This window comes from Veillonella parvula, assembly GCF_040097785.1.
Lineage (GTDB): Bacteria > Bacillota > Negativicutes > Veillonellales > Veillonellaceae > Veillonella > Veillonella parvula_D.
In genome coordinates this window covers 133,754-154,728 of the sequence record NZ_JBBNNS010000002.1, presented here as the reverse complement: position 1 = coordinate 154,728, position 20,975 = coordinate 133,754, and the positions used below count along the sequence as shown (strand labels likewise).

The window sequence follows — 20,975 nt, the reverse complement described above, 5'->3', positions numbered from 1 at the left end:
TTTTATGATAATATACATATAGATTTTATACATTCAATTTGAGTGAGGCGATAACATGACTTCTGTAGAAACTATTCGTCAGTCAACTCGCAACGCGATGGCTGAATTACTTGATTTAGCAAAGGTTCGCGAAGGTCAATTATTCGTTGTTGGCTGTTCCACTAGCGAAATTGTAGGTAAAAAAATCGGCACTGACTCTCACCTTGATGTGGCTCAGGTCGTATTTGATGAAATATACAATGCTGTTAAGGCTAAAGGACTTAACTTGGCGATTCAATGTTGTGAACATATTAATCGTGCACTTGTTATGGACCGTAGCGCTATGACATGGGAGGAGGAAGTTAATGTTGTTCCTCAACGTCATGCGGGTGGTGCCCTGGCTGTGGTGGCGTACGAACATTTTGATGATCCTGTGATGGTTGAATTTATTCAAGCTGAAGTGGGCATCGATATTGGAGATACTTTCATTGGTATGCACATGAAACACGTTGCAGTGCCTGTACGTCTTTGTGTGAAAGAAATTGGGAAAGCACATGTGACCGCTTGTCGTGTTCGTCCGAAGAGCATTGGCGGTGAGCGTGCTGCATATAATGAAGCATTGATGTAGGGGGATAGTATGTCAAACCTAATACCGTATTTTGTATTAGCCGTCGTGGCATTGGGATTCTTTGCTGTTTGCTATGCTGTATTTAGCGGTGGTGATGGTGAAAGTAAGGCAAAAGAAAAATCCTATAAAAACATAAGTAATAAAAATAATCTTAAAGAGCATCATGATGTTATATTTGCAACGGAGTCGCAAGAGGGCAATGTAACAATCACACATACGAGTGGGACTAATGTATATACTGCATCAATTCCGGATACAGTTGAAACGGTGGTCGGTGAAGAGCGAGAACCGGCTGAACCTCTGGTTGATCCTATAGATACCTCTTATAATAGAAGAAGTACTCTAAAGTCTAATTCAAGTCATGTTTCAGAGGGAGAATATGCGTTAGCATTAGGTTCGGATAATGGCACACCAATAGGGGATGAAACCATTGTGATGACAGCCGTATCAGATCTTAAGCAAGCTAATCAAGCTAATCAAGGTGTTACTCCGTTGGTGGATAAAACTATTGTCCTCGATGTTGTTACAGATGAACTTCTCAATAACGCAAACTCTGTTGAAGATACAATTGCTATGGGTGAATCTGTGGAAGCCTTTGAAGCTGATGAAGCGGATAGCATAGATGCTACGCAGATGATAGGTGGTGCGAACGAAATACAAACCGCGGAAGGTCCATCGGTATTAGATGAAACGCGTTTGTTTGATGCTTCTGAAATTGAAGCACAATTGGCGGCAACAAGTTTAACTGAAGAGGAGGAACCGCATGGTCAATGGGCAAAAGCGGCGCATGAGGATAAATGCGTTGAGTTGGCTATAGCACCATTTGTTCATTCCTTTGGGGTGTTACATGGTGATACGCAACACTATGTAGAATCTATTACAAGAGATGCTTTAGCAGCTCTCAATATTACAAAAATTGTTGAAGTGAATGCATTACTAGAGAATATTGTTATTCAAGAAGCGTTGATGAGTATGCAAAAGGCATATGCCGCTACAAATACGGAGTGGATGAAGTCCGCTGGGTTAGGTGCTTTTCTAGATGTAGTTCAATCTCCTAAATCTAGTACGCCATACCTCGTAGCTTTTGATGCATTACGTGTATTACCTCATTTAACATTAGGTCACTTCCAAGTTATGGCCTTAACATTATTGTTACAATATTCTAGAAATTCTAATAACTATGGATTGATTCACTTCCAACATTATGTGGAAAAATATATTGAGCCATTCATCTCTGATTTACCTCGAAATGATTCCTTCTATCGCCAGCTGGACTACTTACGCTGTACACAAGAAGAACAAGAGCCTATCACTTTATGCCAAGTGTTGTCGAATTCATATCCGTTTGTATTCAACTATCGTGGTTTCTCTAAGGAAGAACTCTTCCGTGCTACAGATGGTCATGGTGTAGATCCACGTTATGTGGTGCGTAGCTTGAACTCCAATCTTTATAAATTAGCCTTGGTAGATGAGTCTTTAGCACCACAATTCTTTAGACAAACACGAATTTCTAATGCTATGGTTCAACGTGATCTTTTAGCTCTGATGAAGAGCAAACCTACTGCTTTCAGGGGACAAGAGGCGCGTGATATCATGGATGATATTTCACCGGTTCTATTGGACTTAGCTGATGTCTTTGATAGCACGCCAATGTCTAAAATTAGCTTAACATTGTTAGGCCTTTACTTAGGTCGTGCTCATGTGAAAGCAACCATTGGTGAAGAATTTGATTTGTCTCATTGGTTCTAATTTACAATTTTAAGCACTATATAGTTTGAAAAATTATATTATATAGTTATTATATACTTAAAACCGTTATATATTTTATGAGTCGTGTAATAAAAAAGTCTCTCAAGATAATCTTGAGAGACTTTTTAGTTTGTTAAATTTAATAGACATTAAGTATTAAAAGGTGTTAAAGCCGAATTCTTCAATGTCTTCAATATTTTTAATTGTTACGGTGCGCCCTGTAATATCAATGAGACCTTCATCGCGAAGGCGTCCTAATTCACGGCTAAGGGCTGTGCGAGATACATTGAGAACCTCAGCCATTTGCTCGCGGTTGTGGGGTAATTGAATTGTGTTAGAATGCTGACGTTTATAAATATCTGTTAAGTACGCAAAAATCTTTTCGCGCATCCCTTTTAATGTGAGGTAGTGGACTTTTCTGGTTAATAGAATTGCTTTTTCAGATAAATCCTCTAATAGATTAGATAGGATTTTAGTTTGGCATTGATGACAATCCGGTAATGTTTTAATAAAGGTTTCAAGGGGAATAAACATAATTTTAGTTGCTTTTGTTGCTTTAATGGTAGCAGGCCATAAAGGCTGTTTGCTAAATAGTAGTGCTTCTCCAAAAATATCTGATTGCTCTAAGTTTGCCATAATAACCCGTTGCCCCATTACATTTTCACGAGTCAGTAAAGCGCTGCCTTCAAGAATGACACCAATACCCTCCATAGGATCTCCAGCGAGGGCTATAAAATCATTTTTTTGGTAACTGTGGATGATAACTTTGGCATTATTTAAATAGCTACGCAGCTCTGGCTCTCCTAATGTATTGAATAAAGGACATTTCACGAGGGTGGGCATATATTGATTAATGATATCGTTTGAAAGTATTTGTTTCATAAGCACCTCCGGTGTGATAAAGTCTATAGCAATTAAAAATGATTATTGTATAATAAAAGTATAAGACTAAATGGTCTACCTGTTCCATAAGGGAAGTCAGGAAAATTTTTGAAAAAGTTTTTATTTGTTGCTCAAGCTACAGAAATTGTATCATCTTTACGTTATACTTTCAAATGTAATCAATCAGACAACTGATAAAACATCAGTGTAATGTATAGGTTTTATATTATCTAGCTTGACTGCGAGGAAGTCTCGCAAAGGAGGATTTTTAAATGAGTATGTTCTGTTATCAATGCGAACAATCTGCAGCACCAGGTGGCTGTACTGTACAAGGTGTATGTGGTAAAACTGCACCAGTTGCTAACTTACAAGACGAATTAACTGCTGCCTTAGTTGGCTTGGCTCGCGCTTTAGACGTAAAGGGTCATACTAAAGAAGGTATCGATTATATTATGCGCGGTTTGTTCATGTGTGTAACAAACGTAAACTTCTCTGAAGACCGCGTTCAAGAATTCATTGACGAAGTAAATGCTTACCATGCAAAAGTGGATAGCGCTCAACAAAATTTCGATTGGGAACAATTGTGGAAAGGTGAAGAAGACATCGTATCCCTTCGTTCCACATTATTGTTAGGTATGCGTGGTATGGCTGCATATGCATGGCATGCTGCTCGCCTTGGCTTCCACGATGCTGATGTTGACGCTTGGTTCGTTAAAGGCATGGTAGAATTCGCTAAAGATCACAGTGCTGAAGAATGGCTTGATCTTTTGATGGAATTTGGTCAAATTAACTTGAAATGTATGGCTGTTCTTGATAAAGCTAATACTGAAACATATGGTACACCTGTACCAACTACAGTTCCTTTGACTGTAGAACCAGGTCCTTTCATCGTTGTAACTGGTCATGACCTTCATGACTTGAAACAATTATTGGAACAAACTGATGGTAAAGGTGTAAATATCTATACTCATGGTGAAATGTTGCCTTGCCACGCTTATCCTGAATTGAAGAAACATCCTCAATTGAAAGGTAACTTCGGTACAGCATGGCAAAACCAACAAAAAGAATTTGTTGATGTTCCTGGTGCATTCTTGTTCACTACAAACTGCATTATGCCACCAAAAGAAAACTACAAAGCTAATATCTTCACTACAGATATGGTAGGTTTCGATGGTTGTGCACATATCGAAGAAAAAGAAGATGGTACTAAAGACTTTTCCGCAGTTATCAACCGTGCTATCGAATTGGGCGGCTACAAAGAAGCTCAAGAATTCACTGGTATCAACGGTGGTCATGAAGTAACTACTGGTTTCGGTCATGGCACAGTATTGGGTATTGCTGATAAAGTAATTGACGCTGTAAAAGCTGGCGCTATTAAACACTTCTTCTTGGTAGGTGGTTGTGACGGTGCTAAAGTAGGCCGTAACTACTACACTGAATTCGTTAAACAAACTCCAAATGATACTGTAGTATTGACATTGGCTTGTGGTAAATTCCGTTTCAACGACATGAACATCGGCGAAATCGGTGGTATCCCTCGTATCCTTGATATGGGTCAATGTAACGATGCTTACTCCGCTATTCAAGTAGCAGTAGCTTTAGCTGGTGCATTTGAATGTGATGTAAACGATTTGCCATTGACATTGGTATTGTCCTGGTACGAACAAAAAGCGGTATGTATCTTGTTAACATTGTTGGCATTGGGTATCCGTAACATTTACATCGGACCTTCCTTGCCTAAATTCTTCTCCAGCAATGTATTGAACATTTTGGTAGATAAATTCCAATTACATCCAATTACAACTCCAGAAGCTGACATGAAAGCTATCTTGGGCTAATAGGATCTATTAATCTGTTAACCACAGTCCTACGTCCCCTCTCTTTTATGATTTAGGACTGTTGTTATAAATAACGCACCTAGGGTTATCCTTAGGTGCGTTTTTTTACTATTATTGTGAAAGCTATCTATCGAGTATTTGCATATTGATGGGGCCCAGTTTTGTATCCACAACTTAGTTAGAAAGGAAAGACTATACTTCTTTGCTCCTCGTGACCTGATGTCGCTGCATAAGTATAGTCTTTCCTTTTTATAACTGTAGATATAAAGGCGTCCCATCAACATACTTCTCTTTGATAGTTTTCATATAAATAGTAGTCCTTCATAGACGCACAAATATGCCTCTAATGTGCATATAGACATTTATCAATATTGATTGTTATACTATAGGTAAGTAAGAACTTTCTCACATTATTTGTGTGTATGTAGAGGCATATATGAATAGTATTTTTGATATTATAGGACCTATTATGATTGGTCCGTCTAGTTCGCATACAGCGGGGGCTGCGCGGCTAGGGAAGATGGCGCGTTGTATTTTTCGTTCTACTCCCAAAAAGGTAGATTTAACATTATATGGATCTTTTGCAAAAACCTATAAAGGGCATGGCACGGATCGTGCTTTGATTGGCGGCTTATTAGGTTATAAAGAGGATGATGCGAACATCCGAGTTGCCCATGAATTAGCGAAAAAAGAGGGGATGGAGTTTTCTTTTATTGAGTCTCCTCTTGATGTAGGGCATCCGAATGTGGTGCGTTTTGATATGTATGATGAACATAATCGTCATATGACTGTTATTGGTCGCTCTCTCGGCGGTGGTCAGATTATGATTACCGAAGTAGATGGAAATGATATGTCCATTACAGGAGATGAGTTCACTCTTGTAGTGTTCCATGAGGATAGACCTGGTGCGATTTCTCTCGTGAGCCAAGCATTGAGTGAGTCCGATATTAACATCGCTACGATGCGCGTATTCCGTAAGGGCAAGCATAAGGATGCAGTCATGGTTATTACTACAGATACAGTGGTAAATCCTATTACAGTTCAGTTTATGCGCGAGTTTCCAGGCATCCAGGATGTGATGACCTTTGAAGCATTATAGGAGGGCGAATGATGAGTTATGCATATGATACAATTGCAGATATTATTCGCCTAGGTGAGGAAAACAATATTTCTTTTGGCGATGTAGTATTGCGTTATGAATTAGAGAATTACGACCGCAGTGAAGACGCGGTTGTTCGTGAAATAGAGAATCGCTTAGATATTTTTGAAAGCTCCATTCAAGATGGCATAGCTTATGCGGAGAAAACGGCTTCTGGTATGTCCGGTGGTCAAGCGGCACAGCTTAATGGGCAAACACCTCGTTTTATGAGTGATATTGCGTATAAGGCAATGACGTATGCTATTGCTGTAAATGAGGCAAATGCAAAGATGTTCCGCATTGTTGCTTGTCCTACGGCGGGTTCTTGTGGTGTTATGCCTGGTGCTGTGAAAGCCGTAGCGGACCACTACCAATTAGATAGAGCTACAGTGGTAAAAGGCTTCTTAGCTGCGTCTGGTATTGGTAATGTAGTAGCAAATCGTGCTTGTGTTGCTGGTGCTGTTGGCGGTTGCCAAGCGGAAATCGGTACAGCGGCGTGTATGGCGGCAGGGGCCATTGTTGAAATGATGGGTGGATCACCACGTCAAGTAGGTCATGCTATTGCATTGTGCATGAAAAATCTATTGGGACTTGCTTGTGATCCGGTAGCAGGGCTCGTAGAGGTGCCATGTGTTAAGCGTAATGGCTTTTATGCAGTCCATGCTATTACTGCATCTGAAATGGCGTTAATGAATATTGAAAGCCAAATTCCACCAGATGAAGTCATTGAAGCGATGAATAATATAGGCCGTGCTATGCCGGCAGCATTGCGTGAAACAAGTGATGGCGGTCTTGCGGTGACACCGACAGGTACAGCTATTGCAGAACGAGTGCAATCCTTATAAGGATTGCACTTTTTTCATGCTTTCATTTGTAGTAAAATAAAGATTAGACTAGTTCAGAAAGGAGCGTGTATGATGGAACAAGCAAATCGAATATTGACCGTATTAGAAGAAGCCGGCCATGAAGCTTATATCATAGGCGGCGCTGTGCGCGATATGTTGATGCATCAAAAGCCACATGACTTCGATATTGTGACGTCTGCACGTCCCGATACAGTGATTGAGGTTCTTCGCGGTCATGATATTCAAACGACAGACCTCGTAGGAAAATCTTTTGGTGTAGTGGTAGCTACATTAGAGGGCAAGCAATACGAAATCGCTACATATAGAACAGAACGATATGGTGCAGATAGCCATCGTCCCGAAGAAATTACTTATGCCGATACCTTAGAAGAAGATGTGTTGCGTCGTGATTTTACTGTCAACGGCATGGCTATGAACCGTTATGGTGAAGTTATAGACCTTGTAGGTGGACGACGTGATATTAAACATAAGATGTTACGAACCATTGGTAATGCGCAGGAACGTTTTGAAGAAGATGCATTGCGATTATTTAGGGCGTGTCGCTTTGTGGCAAAGTTGGATTTCTTGCCGAGTAAAGATCTATTAGAGGCTATGCCTAAGGCCTTTCATCGCGTACCTGGGTTATCCTTAGAACGCGTACGGAGTGAGATTAATCGTCTTATGTTAGAGCCTGCGGTGGCTAAGGGACTTGATGTCCTTGTTCAATCTCGTTTGGCAGAATGCTCTTGTCGCGTTGTAGAAAATGGTGTGGCTCGGGAGGTTCCCATCTTGCCTGAACTATATCATCTCGTGAATTTGCCCCAAGAAAAGGACTTTCACGAATTCGATGGTTGGTATCATACACTAGCCGTTGTGTCCCATACGGAGCCGGATTTGGTGTTGCGTTGGGGTGCCTTATTACATGATGTGGCAAAGGGAATGCCAGCGATACGTGCTGTTATTAATGGACGCCTTACGGATCGTGGGCATGATACACTAGGTGCGGAGATGGCAGAAACGTTATTAACCCGACTAGGATATCCGAAGACCTTTGTAAAACGCGTGGCGTGGATAGTGAAAAACCACATGCGTTTTCACTATTTTGTACAAAATGGCGATGCAAATGAGAAAAAATGGCTTCGCAAGGAAGCCCGTAGTGGTGAATTCCGAGATAGCCAAATTATGCGCACTGCATGGGAGCAATTAGCTAAGGTTTGTGCTGCCGATGTATTAGGTTGTGGGAAACCTTACTCGTCTACAGACGGAACATTAGCCTTTGGAGAATGTATGGCAGATCTTAGTTTAGAGATGCCTGTACATACCAAGGACTTAAATTATGACGAACGAGTGATTAAGCTCGCTGGGAAACAAGTAGGGGAAGGATTGCAGTATTTATTAGGTCAGGTACAAAATGGGGTTATTCCTAATAAACCAGATGCGCTATATGACGCATTAGACCATAAGTTACGCCGTCCAGTGGAGAAATGATGAATTTACTAAATAAAGCGTTGCGACACGTGAGTGGTTGGAGTCGTACTACTTGGTGTCTTGCCATTCTCATGACTGTTGCCTTTGTCCTCATAGGGCGTTTGGCACAGTTGCAGGTCTTTGATACATTTGACTTGGAGAAGAAAAATTTATTACAGGTTCAAGTAGATAGAAAATTACAATCACCGCGCGGTACGATCTATGACCGTAATGGTAAGCCTTTGGCGATGAGTGTGGTTACAAAATCTTTGTATGCGGACCCTAAGATGATTAAACAGTCTCCCCAAGAGATTGCGGAACTCATTTCGCCATATGTAACCATGTCAAAAGAAAATATTGTGAAAGCTCTGCAAGAGGATTCTGCCTTCGTATGGATTAATCGCATGATGGATGCGGACAAGTCTAAGGCGGTGGCACAAGTCATTAAGGATAATAATATTGCGGGCCTTAACTTTGTGGAAGAGTCCAAACGTTATTACCCAAATGGTGTACTAGCGGCTCAAATACTGGGGTTTGTAGGAACCGATGATAAAGGCCTTGATGGTCTCGAAATGGTCCTTGATGAAGAGTTAAAGGGTGGTGTGCAGCAAGAAATCGTTGCTACCGATAACAAAGGTAATGCTATCTTTGGTTCCGTTTTGTCCAAGTTCTTACCTGATAAGGGTAAAAGCGTAACATTAACAATCGATGCGACCATCCAATTTATTGCAGAACGTGCGCTTGATAAGGCGATGGCTGATACAGGGGCTAAACATGCTAGCGTTATCGTTATGGATCCCAAGACGGGTGAAATTCTTGCGATGGCAAATCGTCCAAGCTATGATCCTAACAATTATAACCAAAGTGGAGAAGAGGCTTTCAAAAATATTGCTGTTACTAACTTATACGAACCAGGTTCTACATTCAAACCAATCGTTGCATCTGCAGCTCTTGCATCAGGAAAGTGGAAATTAGAAACCGTGTACAATGATAAAGGGGCCTTTGTAGCGAATGGTCATGTGATGAGAAACTGGAATGGTGAAGGTTATGGACCAGTTCGATTGCTAGATATCTTGAAGTATTCTATCAATACAGGTATGGCAGAAATTGGTACAACAACTGGAGCAGATATCCTTTCTAAATATGTACGCGATTATGGTTTTGGCTCTGAAACAGGTATTGAATTGCCTGGTGAAGGGGCAGGTATCCTGTATAATCCAGAAGATATGAGTAAGTTGGATGTAGCGACTATGTCTATCGGTCAAGGTATTGCGGTTACGCCATTACAAATGGTACGTGCCTTTGGTGCTCTTTCTAATGGGGGTGCTATGATGCGTCCACATATTATCAAGTCCTATAGTAATGCTCAAGGGGAAGTAACAAGCACTACCGAAAATACTGTAGTAGGTCAACCAGTGCCAGAGGAAACAGCAAAAACTATTGTAGATATCTTGGAAAAAGAGGTGTCTGAAGGCGGTGGTAACAAAGCGATGGTGGAAGGCTACCACTTCGGTGGTAAAACTGGTACCGCAGAAAAACTAGACACTAAACGTGGGGGCTATTTAGATGGTCAATACATTGCATCCTTTATCGGCTTTGGCCCTGTAGAGGATCCAAAATTTGTGGTCCTTGTAGCCATTGACGATCCTCAAAAAGGGTCTATTTATGGTGGACAAATTGCAGCGCCAGTATTTAAAGACATCGTGTCTCAACTTGTACGGTACTACCAATTGAGCCCATATGTTAAAGATAGTACTCCTGTAGCTGTTAAACCTAGCAATACATTACCAGAGCCACATCTTTCTGGTGATGGTTCCGTAACATTACCTAATTTTACGGGCTTCACCTATGGTGAGGTACGTGATTGGTTACATAAGGCGGGGCTTGCGTTTAAGCCAGATGGAACGGGTATTGCCGTTTCTCAAGATGAAAGTGGGGGCACTACTGTTCAACCCGGGACGGCAATTACCGTTCACTTTAGTAGATAATTAGAAATTATAGACAGTTCGTTATATAATAGAATAAGAGACTTTGGTGCCTCTCAGGAGGCACCTTTTTTATAAATAGTTTGAATGAATGGAGATACTTATGATCGAATTACGAGGGAAAGCGGTAGCAGATGCCCACAAGGCGATTTTACAAGAAAAAGTTGCAGCAGTAGGCAACTCTGTGATTACTATGGCAGTGTTACTTGTCGGTGAAGACCATGGCGCTCATATGTATGCTACATTTATGGAAAAAACAGCTAAAAATTTTGGCTATGGTTTTGTGCTAAAGCAATTGCCTGAAACGACAACGCAAGATGAAGTAGTAGCGGCGTTGCATGAATTAAATACTGATCCATCTATTCATGGAATTTTACCGCTAATGCCAATGCCTAAACACATTGATACAGAAGCTCTTATCGATATGTTAGATCCTAAAAAAGATATTGATGGTCTTACAACATATAACATCGGTTTAGTAACAGCTGGTAAGGGTGGCTTTGCTCCTTGTACGGCTAAGGCTTGTATGGCTATTTTAAATCACTATAATATTCCTTTAGAAGGAAAACATGTGGTTGTAGTCGGTCGTAGCCAAGTTATCGGTAAACCTGTAGCGCTTATGGCACTCGCTGCACATGGTACTGTTACAATGTGCCATTCTAGAACTTCTGATCTAGTAGAGCAAGTAAAGCGTGGTGATATTATTATTGCTGCGGCTGGTCGTGCTCATATGATTACTGCTAATATGATTAAGCCTGGTGCTGTTGTTATTGATGTAGGTATTAATGAACTGGACGGCAAAACTGTAGGTGATGTTGATTATGATGCGGTAAAAGATATTGCATCTGCCATTACTCCTGTACCAGGAGGTGTTGGATCCGTAACAACGACAATGATGCTAGAAGCGGTATACGAGGCATATCATGCATGAGATGTCTATAGCAGAAGGTATTCTTGATGTAGCGCTCGATACCTTACGTCAACATGATGCGACAGTCATTCATTCTATTCAACTAGACTTAGGTTTAATGAGTGGGGTAGAACCGGATTCATTGCTATTTTGTTGGGAAGCCATTACGAAGGGAACACCTGCGGAAGGCTCACGCATAGAAATCAATACAGTTCCTATTGAAGGAAAGTGTTTAGATTGTGATAAAATATTTTTTGTAAAAAATTATACGTTTATTTGTCCTTATTGTGACAGCCATTTCGTACAAACTATAGGCGGTCGCGAGCTACAAGTGACCTCTATAGATATCGATTGATAGAAAGGTTAGGGCATGCAAGTTCAAGTTAAAACTAATGTACTGGCAAAAAACGATGCTATTGCAGAGTCCTTACAACAGTTGTTTAAGGAAAAGAATATATTTGTATTTAACCTGTTAGGTTCACCTGGGGCAGGTAAGACCTCCCTTTTGGAGGCAACCTTACAAGATTTAAAAAAGGATTATCGCTTAGCCGTTATTGAAGGCGATTTATTTACGGCAAAGGATGCCAAGCGCATTCATGAGTTGGGTGTGCCTGTTATCCAGATTAATACAGTTGGTGGGTGCCATCTCGATGCACAGATGATTCAAGATGCCTTAGGTGATCTTAATCTTGATGATCTCGATATGATTATTATTGAAAATGTAGGCAATTTAGTCTGCCCTGCGGAATTTGAGATTGGTGAAAGCATGAAAGTAACGATTTTATCTGTTACCGAAGGTGAAGATAAGCCCCTTAAGTATCCGTTAATCTTTAAAGAGTCTAAGGCCATCCTTATTAACAAGATTGATTTATTGCCTTATGTGCCTTTCAAAAAGGAGCAGGCAATACAAGATATCCGTAATTTAAATCCAAATGGAGAAATTTTTGAAGTAAGTTGCACGGCCCACAACGGTCTTGAAACATGGTTGAATTGGTTGCGTGCACAGTTGGAGAATAATCGATGAACTATTCTATGAAGAGCCGTATTGTAGCAGCCCTCCTTGTGGGCTTGTGTGCTACTACAATCAGTTATGCAGCAGAGCCTGCCATTTCCACTGTTAACCCAGTTGCAGTAGAAACTACTGATGACACTAACGTTGTAGCTCAAGATTCCGCTAATGCGAGCAATGATGGTAGTGTAGATGGAACTGGTGAGGTTGATAGCTTGTCTTACCTTGATAATGCACCAGTTAGAGTTGTTAAGCTAGACCCAAAAACGAAACAGGAAGGTTCTAAAACTGGATGGCTCGCAGAGCAAATGGCTGTAACTGAATTTGGTGATTCTATACAATTCTGGCAAGCGGCTAGTGAGAACGAAGGTCCTTTGCCGAGTATCACTCAGAATAATTTAGCTGATATTGGTAAGTCTTATACGGCAAACAGTTTACCGCCTTTAGGTTCTCAAGATGACTATGCTATTGGCACATACCGATTGGGGAATCAGTTTGAAGTCCCAAAAGATGTAGAAAAAACTGAGGTACGTGATAACTTTACTACGTATTACATGAAAGATGTAGCAGTAACTGTATATACTGGACCTGCTCAAGAATTGTTGGTTAACAATCAATTGCGCGGTCAAGGGGCGACTTACTTCTTTGAACCAAATACTATTACAAATATTCATAGTACGAAAAAAGGCGCTAATACAGTACGTGACATTGGCCCTGGTAGCACACGGATGGAATTGATATTTGCCTATGGCAGTCCTAATGCGATGTGGCGTGATAAGAAAAATGAGACGTATATTTTCCTTTATGAGGGGCATTCCGAAAATTCATTGCCTCAAAAAAAGGAGTTTAAGAGTCCTGTAGAGAATACAAATAGTAATAGCCAACAACAATCTATGCTTGGTCAGCAAAAAGAATATATTGCTTTCACCATTAAACAAAGCAATATAGAGGCTGTAGACATTATTAGTGGACAAGTATGGCCTAGGTTTGGATTGCCGAAAGCTGAAGTGTATGATTTTGAAGCTGGTACACTTACGGCTGATGATTTTGTATTGCGTGGTTTCAAGTTGAATGACCATTTTGTTAATGATCCTAATAATGATTGGAAACATCAAGGCATATTGTTTGGCTCCACATTTATTGGCTATAATGAATACGGTGTGAGTGTAGATAAAAAAGATCTTATCAATCGCGTATTATTAAATGTTTATACGCCTACACGTCGTGGAATCGCGATGGGTGATACCAAATATTTATTGCTCTTTGTGTATGGTATGCCAACTCGTATTGTTGAATCTACAACAAAGGCGGGGACGTCTACCGTATATGAATATAAAAATCCAGCGGCAAGCAACTCTTATTTACAGTTTGCCCTAGATGATAAAAACCAATATATCAAATCCGTTATGTTATCTGACCGTCCTGTAAAATAGGATAGGTCACAGCGAGGAGGCAAAGGGTATGGTTACTGTACAAGATGTAAAAGAACGTTGGGAAAAGATTCAAGGTGATGATGAACGTATATTGTTTATCGTTGGTGGTCCAGGTTCTGGTAAAAGTTTGCTAATTCGTGAATTGTCTGAGCAGAAGGGCTGGAAATACTTGGAAGCTAAGCAACTCATCGAGGAAGAGTTTTTGCTCGTGCCTCGTGATGAACGGCCTCAATTAGCGGAAGAAGTTATTTGCCGTGCTCTTAGCCGTAGCGATACGGAAGTAGTCTTGCTAGATGGCATTAATGTATTCTTTGCACCTATCTTAAATCTAAAACCATTTGAGTTGTTAAAAACTATTAGTAAGAAGTATCCTATTGTCGTTGGCTGGCGTGGACATATTGAAGGGGATCAGTTGTACTTAGAACATAACAATAATCCTAAACATGCTGTAGTTAGTATTGCACATCCAGATCATGTTATTGCAATCGACTAAATGTATGTTTGAACATATTGGTTGAATATAGGGAAAACTATAGATGTATAGAAGGAGATAGCGGGCTATCTCCTTTTTTAGTTATATAATTACAGTTATTAGGTAAAAAATATAGTTTTGTAATTTCCTATTATTTGATTTTAGTAAACCTGAAATATGGATGTTAGCAGACATGGACTGGTAAGGAATGAAACTATGTAAAGGTATATAAAGAATATACTAGTAAATAAAAGTTGATTACTGGATATATACTGAAAACGAGGCATTTTATAGAGGATTGATAAAATATAAATTTTTTTTGACAAAATACTTGCATAGGGTATCGTTTCATGTTATTATGATTAAGCACTAAGAGTGACCACAGTGAACGAAAAACTTCAAAAAAGTTTTTAAATGTTCTTGACACTTAGTGTGCTAGGTGATACAATTCATCTTGTCGTAATGATGCTGGCGTAGCTCAATAGGTAGAGCAGCTGACTTGTAATCAGCAGGTTGTGGGTTCAATTCCTATCGCCAGCTCCATTTTATTTATGGAGGGATTCCCGAGCGGCCAAAGGGAGCAGACTGTAAATCTGCCGTCTTCGACTTCGAAGGTTCGAATCCTTCTCCCTCCACCATTCATAGCGGGGTGGAGCAGTTGGTAGCTCGTCGGGCTCATAACCCGAAGGTCGCAGGTTCAAGTCCTGTCCCCGCAACCATAAAAACCACAGTGAAATGATCGTTCATTGTGCTGGTGTAGCTCAGTCGGCAGAGCGTATCCTTGGTAAGGATAAGGTCACCGGTTCAATCCCGGTCACTAGCTCCATACATGGCGGCATAGCTCAGTTGGCTAGAGCAATCGGTTCATACCCGGTGTGTCCGCGGTTCAAATCCGTGTGCCGCCACCATTAAACCTCACCTTGGTGGGGATTTTTTTATTTCTTTACATATGACATGCTATTCTAAGACTTTGTATATATGGTATAATAATAGGTAAGGAAATCTTATATTCCATTGATAAATTAGGGTTAATATATTATATTAATACTAGAATGTAATTTGTTTTTGTGAAGGAGGATATAATCCTAATGGCAAAAGAAAAATTTGAACGTACGAAACCGCATGTTAACATCGGTACAATCGGTCACGTTGACCATGGTAAAACTACTTTGACTGCTGCAATCACTAAAGTATTGGCTGAAAAAGGTCAAGCTGACTTCCAAGATTACAGCATGATCGATAAAGCTCCAGAAGAACGTGAACGCGGTATCACAATCAACACTGCACACGTTGAGTATGAAACTGCTAACCGTCACTATGCACACGTTGACTGCCCAGGCCATGCTGACTATGTTAAAAACATGATTACTGGTGCGGCTCAAATGGACGGCGCTATCTTGGTTGTATCCGCAGCTGACGGCCCTATGCCTCAAACTCGCGAACACATCTTGTTGGCTCGCCAAGTTGGTGTTCCTGCAATCGTAGTATTCTTGAACAAAGCTGACATGGTTGACGATGAAGAATTGATCGAATTGGTAGAAATGGAAGTTCGTGAACTTCTTTCTTCCTACGAATTCCCTGGCGACGAAGTACCTATCGTTGTAGGTTCCGCATTGAAAGCTTTGGAAGGCGACGCTCAATATGTAGCTAAAATTGACGAATTGATGGATGCTGTAGACTCCTACATCCCAACACCAGTTCGTGACACTGATAAACCTTTCTTGATGCCTGTGGAAGACGTTTTCACAATCACTGGTCGTGGTACAGTAGCAACTGGCCGTGTTGAACGTGGTCAAGTAAACGTTGGTGATACAGTTGAAGTAGTAGGCTTGAAAGAAAAAGCTGAACAATACGTAGTAACTGGTCTTGAAATGTTCCGTAAAGTGTTGGATTCTGCAGTAGCAGGTGACAACGTAGGTGCATTGCTTCGTGGTGTTGATCGTAAAGACATCGAACGTGGTCAAGTATTGGCTAAACCAGGTTCCATCAACCCACACACAAAATTCAAAGCAGAAGTATACGTATTGACTAAAGAAGAAGGTGGCCGTCATACTCCATTCTTCTCCAACTACCGTCCACAATTCTACTTCCGTACAACAGACGTAACAGGTGTTGTAAACCTTCCTGAAGGTGTAGAAATGTGTATGCCTGGCGATAACGTAACAATGGAAATCGAATTGATTACTCCAATCGCTATCGAAGAAGGTCTTCGTTTCGCGATCCGCGAAGGTGGCCATACAGTAGGCGCTGGCGTAGTAACAGAAATCGAAGGTTAATACAAGTTTATAGCTCAATGTATCGATACATTAGCTATATAATTGAATTTTAGATTCAATAAAAGGGACCCAATGGGTCCCTTTTATTTTGTATATATTGATGATTAAGAGTATAGAATTGAATCGCTAATATATTGAAACAATGATGATTTTGTAAGGTGATATATACGTTGTATTCAGGCTTCAAAGGATAATCATACTATTGATACAAATTGAGAAGAAATTTTAATATATTGTAACCTTAGATACAACTTTATTTATAAAATTAGTGTATATTATATATGAGGAGAGCATAGGCTCTCTTTTTGTGCTTTTATAGAAAAGGAGGTAATGTGATGGGCGAATACAAAAAGTATTGGATAGCCGTAGTAGCAGTTCTTATTATTGGATTCTCTATTCTTGGCTATTTGGGTACTGATGTATATCATCAAGCGCCACCGGTACCAACCGCGTATGTATCTCAAGATGGACAGGTTTTGTTCACTAAGGATGATATCTTACATGGTCAATCGGCTTGGCAATCTACAGGTGGTCAATCTGTAGGGACCGTACTAGGTCATGGCGCATATCAAGCCCCGGACTGGACAGCTGATTGGTTGCACAAAGAAGTGTCCGTAATGCTTGATATCAAGTCTCAAGAAGCTTTTGGTGTTCTTTATGAACAGTTAGGTGATGTGCAGAAAGCGGCTGTTAAAGAAGCAGTTAAAGCAGAGTACTTTAACAGTGCTGTTCGTGAAGATGGAACTGTTGTGCTTTCACCGGAACGTATTACAGCGATGAATTTAACCGGACAATATTTTATTGAACTGTATGGTGATAACCCTAAATTGTCCGAAACACGCGATCATTTTGCGATGAAAGACAATACGTTGCCAGAATTAAAAGATCGTATTGATATGGCACGATTCTTCTTCTGGACTACGTGGATGGCATCGACTCAACGCCCTGGTACAGATGCAACATACACCAACAATTGGCCTCACGAGCCATTGTTAGATCATAATCCAACACCGGAAAGCGTAGCTTGGTCTGTTGTGAGTGTTATTATTTTACTTTGTGGTATTGGTATTGTCGTATGGATGTGGGCATTCGGTCGCAAACAAGATGAACATGAATTAACACCACCTGCGGAAGATCCAATTTCCAAATTGCATCTCACACCATCTCAACGGTCTTTAGGAAAATATTTATTTACGATTTTGGCATTATTTTTACTCCAACTTGGTATGGGTGGTATCATTGCGCACTACACCGTAGAAGGACAGGCTTTCTATGGCATTCCATTGGCGCAGTATTTCCCATATTCTATTGCTCGTACTTGGCATATTCAAGCATCCTTGTTCTGGATTGCGATGGCATTCTTGAGTGCCGGTTTATTCTTGGCGCCGATTATTAATGGCGGTAAAGATCCTAAGTTCCAAAAATTGGGCGTGGATATTTTGTTCTGGGCACTCGTTGTGTTGGTAGTGGGTTCCTTTACAGGTACATATTTAGGTGTTGCTCATGAGATTCCGGCGTCTCTAAACTTCTACTTGGGTCACCAAGGATATGAGTTTATCGAGTTGGGGCGCGTATGGCAATGGATTGAATATATCGGCATTCTATTTTGGCTTGTACTCATGGTGCGCAGCATCATTGGTGCTTTCAAAAATAAAGGGGATAAAAACCTTATTGCTGCCTTTATTTTCTCCGTTGTGATGGTCGGTATTTTCTATGGACCAGGTCTTTTCTACGGAGAACACAGCCACTTGGCAATCATGGAATACTGGCGCTGGTGGGTTATTCACCTTTGGGTAGAAGGATTCTTTGAAGTATTCTCTACTACGTTGATGGCCTTTATTTTCGTAACACTTGGTCTCGTATCTTACCGTGCAGGTACCATAGCAGCGATTTCGTCCGGTGCCATTTACCTTATCGGCGGTATCCCTGGTACATTCCATCATCTTTATTTCACCGGTGTTACATCGACTATCGTGGCCACAGGGGCATCGTTCTCCGCGTTGGAAGTAGTGCCTCTTGTACTCTTGGGATATGAAGCGTTTGAAAATTATACACGCCTTCATAGTGCTCCTTGGATGCATCGACTAAAATGGCCTGTATACTGCTTCATTGCCGTATCCTTCTGGAACTTGGTGGGTGCAGGCATCTTCGGCTTCTTAATTAATATGCCGGTTTCCTTGTTCTATATTCAAGGTCTAAATACGACAGCTGTTCATGCTCATACGGCGTTGTTCGGCGTATACGGGTTCTTGAGTTTAGGCTTTGTATTCCTCATCGCTCGTTATATTCGACCTGAAGTGGAATTTAACGACAAGTTGATGAAATTCGGTTTCTGGGCATTGAATTGGGGCCTTGCGTTAATGGTTCTTATCAGTCTATTGCCAATTGGCTTGATTCAAAGTTGGGCAAGTGTTACACAAGGCTTATGGCTCGCTCGCAGTGAAGACTTTATGCAACAACCATTGTTACAAAATTTGCGTTGGCTTCGCATGGTTGGCGATACCATCATGATATTGGGGGCATTGGCCTTCTTCTGGCAAATCGTGAAAGTAACTTTCACAAAGAAACAGTAATAAACGAAGCAATAATAGTAAATATGTAATTATAATATTAAATATAATATATATAAGCTAACTATAAGCTAATATGACATGGCGTTCTTTGGGTAGACAAGGGGCGCCATTGTCTGTTATACTATCCATGTCAGGCATACGTGCCTGGCTTTTTTGAGTTGCTTAATTTCTTGACATCGCTTGCTACGTATGATATAGTTTTTTAGTATGTAGTCGAGCGTTTTCGAGTACAAGAGACAGATTAGTAAATATAAAGCGAGGTGTATCCGGATGCGTAATGCCATTACTTTAGCTTGCACAGATTGCAAACAACGCAACTATCAAACGAACAAGAATAAAAAGAACAATCCTGATCGTATTGAAATGATGAAATATTGCAAATTCTGCGGTAAACATACATTACACCGTGAAACAAAATAATTCTTATCATTCATTACCTGTTGATTTGAGGATGTGAAACACAATGGCAAAGTCTAACTCAGCAGTGCAGCAGCGTGGTGGATTTGGAAAATTCTTCCGCGGTGTGAAAGCTGAACTAAAAAAAGTAGTCTGGCCAACAAAAAAAGAGCTTATCAATTACACAATAGTAGTATTCTTAGTGACCATATTCATCGCTTTGATTATTTCTGTGCTTGATGGACTCTTTGCCCAACTTTTTAATACGTTGTTGCACTTTGTTGGATAAGGGGGCCATTACATGGAAGCAGATAAGAAGTGGTATGTAATTCATACCTATTCAGGCTACGAAAATAAAGTAAAAACCACTCTTGAACTTAAAGTTCAATCTATGGGGCTACAAGATGTGATCAGCCGAATTTTGGTGCCTCTTGAAGACGAAATAGATGAAAAAGATGGGGTTAAAAAAGTAGTAAAACGTAAGATATTTCCTGGGTATGTATTGGTGGAAATGGAAGTTAATGACCGTTCTTGGTATGTTGTACGCAACACGCCAGGTGTAACAGGTTTCGTTGGCTCTGCTACAAAACCAGTTCCACTTTCTGATTCCGAAGTAGAACATATACTTAAGTCTCAGGGCTTGGATAAGAAACCAACCATTAACGTTGATGTAGAAGTTGGTGAAACGGTTCGCATTACGTCCGGTGCCTTTGAAGATAAACTAGGTGTTATTACCGAACTTAACCCTGAAAAAGGAACATTGAAACTTAGTGTGGAAATGTTCAATCGAGATACCGAGGTAGAGGTAGAGTTCTCTCAAGTTGAGAAAGCTCTTTAATATATAAATATAACTCTAAAAAGAGCAATCGATTTTGGTTGCCAGTGGGAGGATGTATATCCGTTACCACCACAGTATAAGCATAGGAGGTTTAATTACCCATGGCTAAGAAATTAGTTAAACAAGTAAAACTACAAATTGAAGCCGCTAAAGCTACTCCAGCACCACCAGTTGGTCCTGCACTAGGTCAAGCAGGTGTTAATATCGTTGCTTTCACAAAAGAATTCAACGAACGCACTGCTAAACAAGCTGGCTTAATTATTCCAGTAGTTATTAATGTATATGAAGATCGTAGCTTCGACTTCATCACTAAGACTCCACCAGCTGCAGTATTGTTGAAAAAAGCTGCAGGTATTCCAAAAGGTTCTGGTGTACCTAACCGTGATAAAGTAGCAAAAGTAGGTCGCGATAAAGTTCGTGAAATTGCTGAATTGAAAATGCCTGACTTGAATGCTAATACCGTAGAACAAGGTATGCGCATGGTGGAAGGTACTGCTCGCAGCATGGGCATTGAAATCGTTGACTAATAAGCGTACGACTTGCGCATAAGGCGCAAA

Annotated in this window: 19 protein-coding genes and 5 tRNA genes; 23 read left to right on the top strand and 1 reads right to left on the bottom strand. The window is 40.5% G+C overall.

All coding sequences use genetic code 11. The features are described 5' to 3' along the window. The first annotated feature begins 55 nt into the window (after nt 1-55). Together AAA071_RS04835 and AAA071_RS04830 are read left to right on the top strand one after the other, a co-directional pair. Nucleotides 56-607 (top strand): TIGR01440 family protein, encoded by a 552-nt coding sequence (locus AAA071_RS04835; protein WP_287550391.1) that lies wholly within the window; start codon nt 56-58, stop codon nt 605-607. A 9-nt stretch (nt 608-616) separates the two neighbouring features. Beyond that, a complete protein-coding gene (locus tag AAA071_RS04830) occupies nt 617-2,356 on the top strand; it encodes an LPO_1073/Vpar_1526 family protein (RefSeq protein WP_349234061.1) in 1,740 nt (579 codons plus the stop codon). Nucleotides 2,357-2,512: 156 nt separating this feature from the next. On the opposite strand, the gene AAA071_RS04825 is transcribed toward AAA071_RS04830, so the two are convergent. Beyond that, nucleotides 2,513-3,238, bottom strand: a complete 726-nt coding sequence (locus tag AAA071_RS04825) for a Crp/Fnr family transcriptional regulator (protein ID WP_021148534.1) — start codon at nt 3,236-3,238, stop codon at nt 2,513-2,515. A gap of 272 nt (nt 3,239-3,510) precedes the next feature. Between AAA071_RS04825 and hcp the strand changes: the two genes are divergently transcribed. The 21 genes from hcp (at nt 3,511) to rplK (ending at nt 20,945) form a co-directional block, all read left to right on the top strand. Next, the gene (gene hcp, locus AAA071_RS04820) at nt 3,511-5,076 is read left to right on the top strand and encodes a hydroxylamine reductase (RefSeq protein ID WP_008602464.1); all 1,566 of its coding nucleotides are present in this window, start codon (nt 3,511-3,513) and stop codon (nt 5,074-5,076) included. Between the two features lie 436 nt (nt 5,077-5,512). Then, nucleotides 5,513-6,175 (top strand): L-serine ammonia-lyase, iron-sulfur-dependent subunit beta, encoded by a 663-nt coding sequence (sdaAB, locus tag AAA071_RS04815; RefSeq protein ID WP_038125691.1) that lies wholly within the window; start codon nt 5,513-5,515, stop codon nt 6,173-6,175. 11 nt (nt 6,176-6,186) lie between these two features. Next, complete coding sequence (sdaAA, locus tag AAA071_RS04810) at nt 6,187-7,059, top strand: L-serine ammonia-lyase, iron-sulfur-dependent, subunit alpha (RefSeq protein WP_077707631.1); 873 nt, start codon at nt 6,187-6,189, stop codon at nt 7,057-7,059. A 69-nt stretch (nt 7,060-7,128) separates the two neighbouring features. After that, nucleotides 7,129-8,547, top strand: a complete 1,419-nt coding sequence (locus AAA071_RS04805) for a CCA tRNA nucleotidyltransferase (RefSeq protein WP_349234060.1) — start codon at nt 7,129-7,131, stop codon at nt 8,545-8,547. Next, nucleotides 8,547-10,514, top strand: a complete 1,968-nt coding sequence (locus AAA071_RS04800) for a penicillin-binding transpeptidase domain-containing protein (protein WP_302132497.1) — start codon at nt 8,547-8,549, stop codon at nt 10,512-10,514. Before AAA071_RS04805 ends, AAA071_RS04800 begins: the two co-directional genes overlap by 1 nt. Before the next feature lie 100 nt (nt 10,515-10,614). Continuing rightward, nucleotides 10,615-11,442 (top strand): bifunctional 5,10-methylenetetrahydrofolate dehydrogenase/5,10-methenyltetrahydrofolate cyclohydrolase, encoded by an 828-nt coding sequence (locus tag AAA071_RS04795; RefSeq protein WP_101928464.1) that lies wholly within the window; start codon nt 10,615-10,617, stop codon nt 11,440-11,442. Beyond that, nucleotides 11,435-11,776 (top strand): hydrogenase maturation nickel metallochaperone HypA/HybF, encoded by a 342-nt coding sequence (locus tag AAA071_RS04790; protein ID WP_008714928.1) that lies wholly within the window; start codon nt 11,435-11,437, stop codon nt 11,774-11,776. Before AAA071_RS04795 ends, AAA071_RS04790 begins: the two co-directional genes overlap by 8 nt. Before the next feature lie 15 nt (nt 11,777-11,791). Beyond that, the gene (hypB, locus tag AAA071_RS04785) at nt 11,792-12,445 is read left to right on the top strand and encodes a hydrogenase nickel incorporation protein HypB (protein ID WP_004697543.1); all 654 of its coding nucleotides are present in this window, start codon (nt 11,792-11,794) and stop codon (nt 12,443-12,445) included. Further along, nucleotides 12,442-13,863, top strand: a complete 1,422-nt coding sequence (locus AAA071_RS04780; protein WP_004697547.1) for a hypothetical protein — start codon at nt 12,442-12,444, stop codon at nt 13,861-13,863. The genes hypB and AAA071_RS04780 overlap by 4 nt, the downstream gene beginning before the upstream one ends. A 28-nt stretch (nt 13,864-13,891) precedes the next feature. After that, entirely contained in the window at nt 13,892-14,356 is a 465-nt protein-coding gene (brxF, locus tag AAA071_RS04775) for a BREX-3 system P-loop-containing protein BrxF (RefSeq protein WP_004695092.1), read from the top strand. Nucleotides 14,357-14,802: 446 nt separating this feature from the next. Beyond that, nucleotides 14,803-14,878, top strand: a tRNA-Thr gene (locus AAA071_RS04770). 10 nt (nt 14,879-14,888) lie between these two features. Continuing rightward, a tRNA-Tyr gene (locus tag AAA071_RS04765) sits at nt 14,889-14,973 on the top strand. Nucleotides 14,974-14,978: 5 nt separating this feature from the next. Then, nucleotides 14,979-15,054, top strand: a tRNA-Met gene (locus AAA071_RS04760). A 31-nt stretch (nt 15,055-15,085) separates the two neighbouring features. Beyond that, nucleotides 15,086-15,161, top strand: a tRNA-Thr gene (locus tag AAA071_RS04755). Nucleotides 15,162-15,166: 5 nt separating this feature from the next. Further along, nucleotides 15,167-15,243: transfer RNA gene (locus AAA071_RS04750), tRNA-Met, on the top strand. Nucleotides 15,244-15,423: 180 nt separating this feature from the next. Next, nucleotides 15,424-16,611, top strand: coding sequence for an elongation factor Tu (gene tuf / locus AAA071_RS04745; RefSeq protein WP_012864763.1), 1,188 nt, complete (start codon nt 15,424-15,426; stop codon nt 16,609-16,611). 335 nt (nt 16,612-16,946) lie between these two features. Beyond that, nucleotides 16,947-19,184, top strand: coding sequence for a nitric-oxide reductase large subunit (locus AAA071_RS04740; RefSeq protein WP_004693527.1), 2,238 nt, complete (start codon nt 16,947-16,949; stop codon nt 19,182-19,184). A gap of 270 nt (nt 19,185-19,454) precedes the next feature. Further along, complete coding sequence (gene rpmG, locus AAA071_RS04735) at nt 19,455-19,604, top strand: 50S ribosomal protein L33 (protein WP_004693530.1); 150 nt, start codon at nt 19,455-19,457, stop codon at nt 19,602-19,604. Between the two features lie 43 nt (nt 19,605-19,647). Then, nucleotides 19,648-19,869, top strand: a complete 222-nt coding sequence (gene secE / locus AAA071_RS04730; RefSeq protein WP_004693531.1) for a preprotein translocase subunit SecE — start codon at nt 19,648-19,650, stop codon at nt 19,867-19,869. 12 nt (nt 19,870-19,881) lie between these two features. After that, a complete protein-coding gene (gene nusG, locus AAA071_RS04725; protein ID WP_004696753.1) occupies nt 19,882-20,418 on the top strand; it encodes a transcription termination/antitermination protein NusG in 537 nt (178 codons plus the stop codon). 101 nt (nt 20,419-20,519) lie between these two features. After that, nucleotides 20,520-20,945 carry a 50S ribosomal protein L11 gene (gene rplK, locus AAA071_RS04720; RefSeq protein WP_004693535.1) on the top strand — a complete coding sequence of 142 codons (426 nt, stop codon included), beginning with the start codon at nt 20,520-20,522 and terminating at the stop codon, nt 20,943-20,945. The last annotated feature ends 30 nt before the right edge of the window (nt 20,946-20,975 follow it).

Excerpts from the sequence above, each read along its gene's own strand:
- AAA071_RS04835 (WP_287550391.1), top strand. The coding sequence starts at position 56 with ATGACTTCTGTAGAAACTATTCGTCAGTCAACTCGCAACGCGATGGCT.
- AAA071_RS04830 (WP_349234061.1), top strand. The coding sequence starts at position 617 with ATGTCAAACCTAATACCGTATTTTGTATTAGCCGTCGTGGCATTGGGA.
- AAA071_RS04825 (WP_021148534.1), bottom strand. The coding sequence starts at position 3,238 with ATGAAACAAATACTTTCAAACGATATCATTAATCAATATATGCCCACC.
- hcp (WP_008602464.1), top strand. The coding sequence starts at position 3,511 with ATGAGTATGTTCTGTTATCAATGCGAACAATCTGCAGCACCAGGTGGC.
- sdaAB (WP_038125691.1), top strand. The coding sequence starts at position 5,513 with ATGAATAGTATTTTTGATATTATAGGACCTATTATGATTGGTCCGTCT.
- sdaAA (WP_077707631.1), top strand. The coding sequence starts at position 6,187 with ATGAGTTATGCATATGATACAATTGCAGATATTATTCGCCTAGGTGAG.
- AAA071_RS04805 (WP_349234060.1), top strand. The coding sequence starts at position 7,129 with ATGATGGAACAAGCAAATCGAATATTGACCGTATTAGAAGAAGCCGGC.
- AAA071_RS04800 (WP_302132497.1), top strand. The coding sequence starts at position 8,547 with ATGAATTTACTAAATAAAGCGTTGCGACACGTGAGTGGTTGGAGTCGT.
- AAA071_RS04795 (WP_101928464.1), top strand. The coding sequence starts at position 10,615 with ATGATCGAATTACGAGGGAAAGCGGTAGCAGATGCCCACAAGGCGATT.
- AAA071_RS04790 (WP_008714928.1), top strand. The coding sequence starts at position 11,435 with ATGCATGAGATGTCTATAGCAGAAGGTATTCTTGATGTAGCGCTCGAT.
- hypB (WP_004697543.1), top strand. The coding sequence starts at position 11,792 with ATGCAAGTTCAAGTTAAAACTAATGTACTGGCAAAAAACGATGCTATT.
- AAA071_RS04780 (WP_004697547.1), top strand. The coding sequence starts at position 12,442 with ATGAACTATTCTATGAAGAGCCGTATTGTAGCAGCCCTCCTTGTGGGC.
- brxF (WP_004695092.1), top strand. The coding sequence starts at position 13,892 with ATGGTTACTGTACAAGATGTAAAAGAACGTTGGGAAAAGATTCAAGGT.
- tuf (WP_012864763.1), top strand. The coding sequence starts at position 15,424 with ATGGCAAAAGAAAAATTTGAACGTACGAAACCGCATGTTAACATCGGT.
- AAA071_RS04740 (WP_004693527.1), top strand. The coding sequence starts at position 16,947 with ATGGGCGAATACAAAAAGTATTGGATAGCCGTAGTAGCAGTTCTTATT.
- rpmG (WP_004693530.1), top strand. The coding sequence starts at position 19,455 with ATGCGTAATGCCATTACTTTAGCTTGCACAGATTGCAAACAACGCAAC.
- secE (WP_004693531.1), top strand. The coding sequence starts at position 19,648 with ATGGCAAAGTCTAACTCAGCAGTGCAGCAGCGTGGTGGATTTGGAAAA.
- nusG (WP_004696753.1), top strand. The coding sequence starts at position 19,882 with ATGGAAGCAGATAAGAAGTGGTATGTAATTCATACCTATTCAGGCTAC.
- rplK (WP_004693535.1), top strand. The coding sequence starts at position 20,520 with ATGGCTAAGAAATTAGTTAAACAAGTAAAACTACAAATTGAAGCCGCT.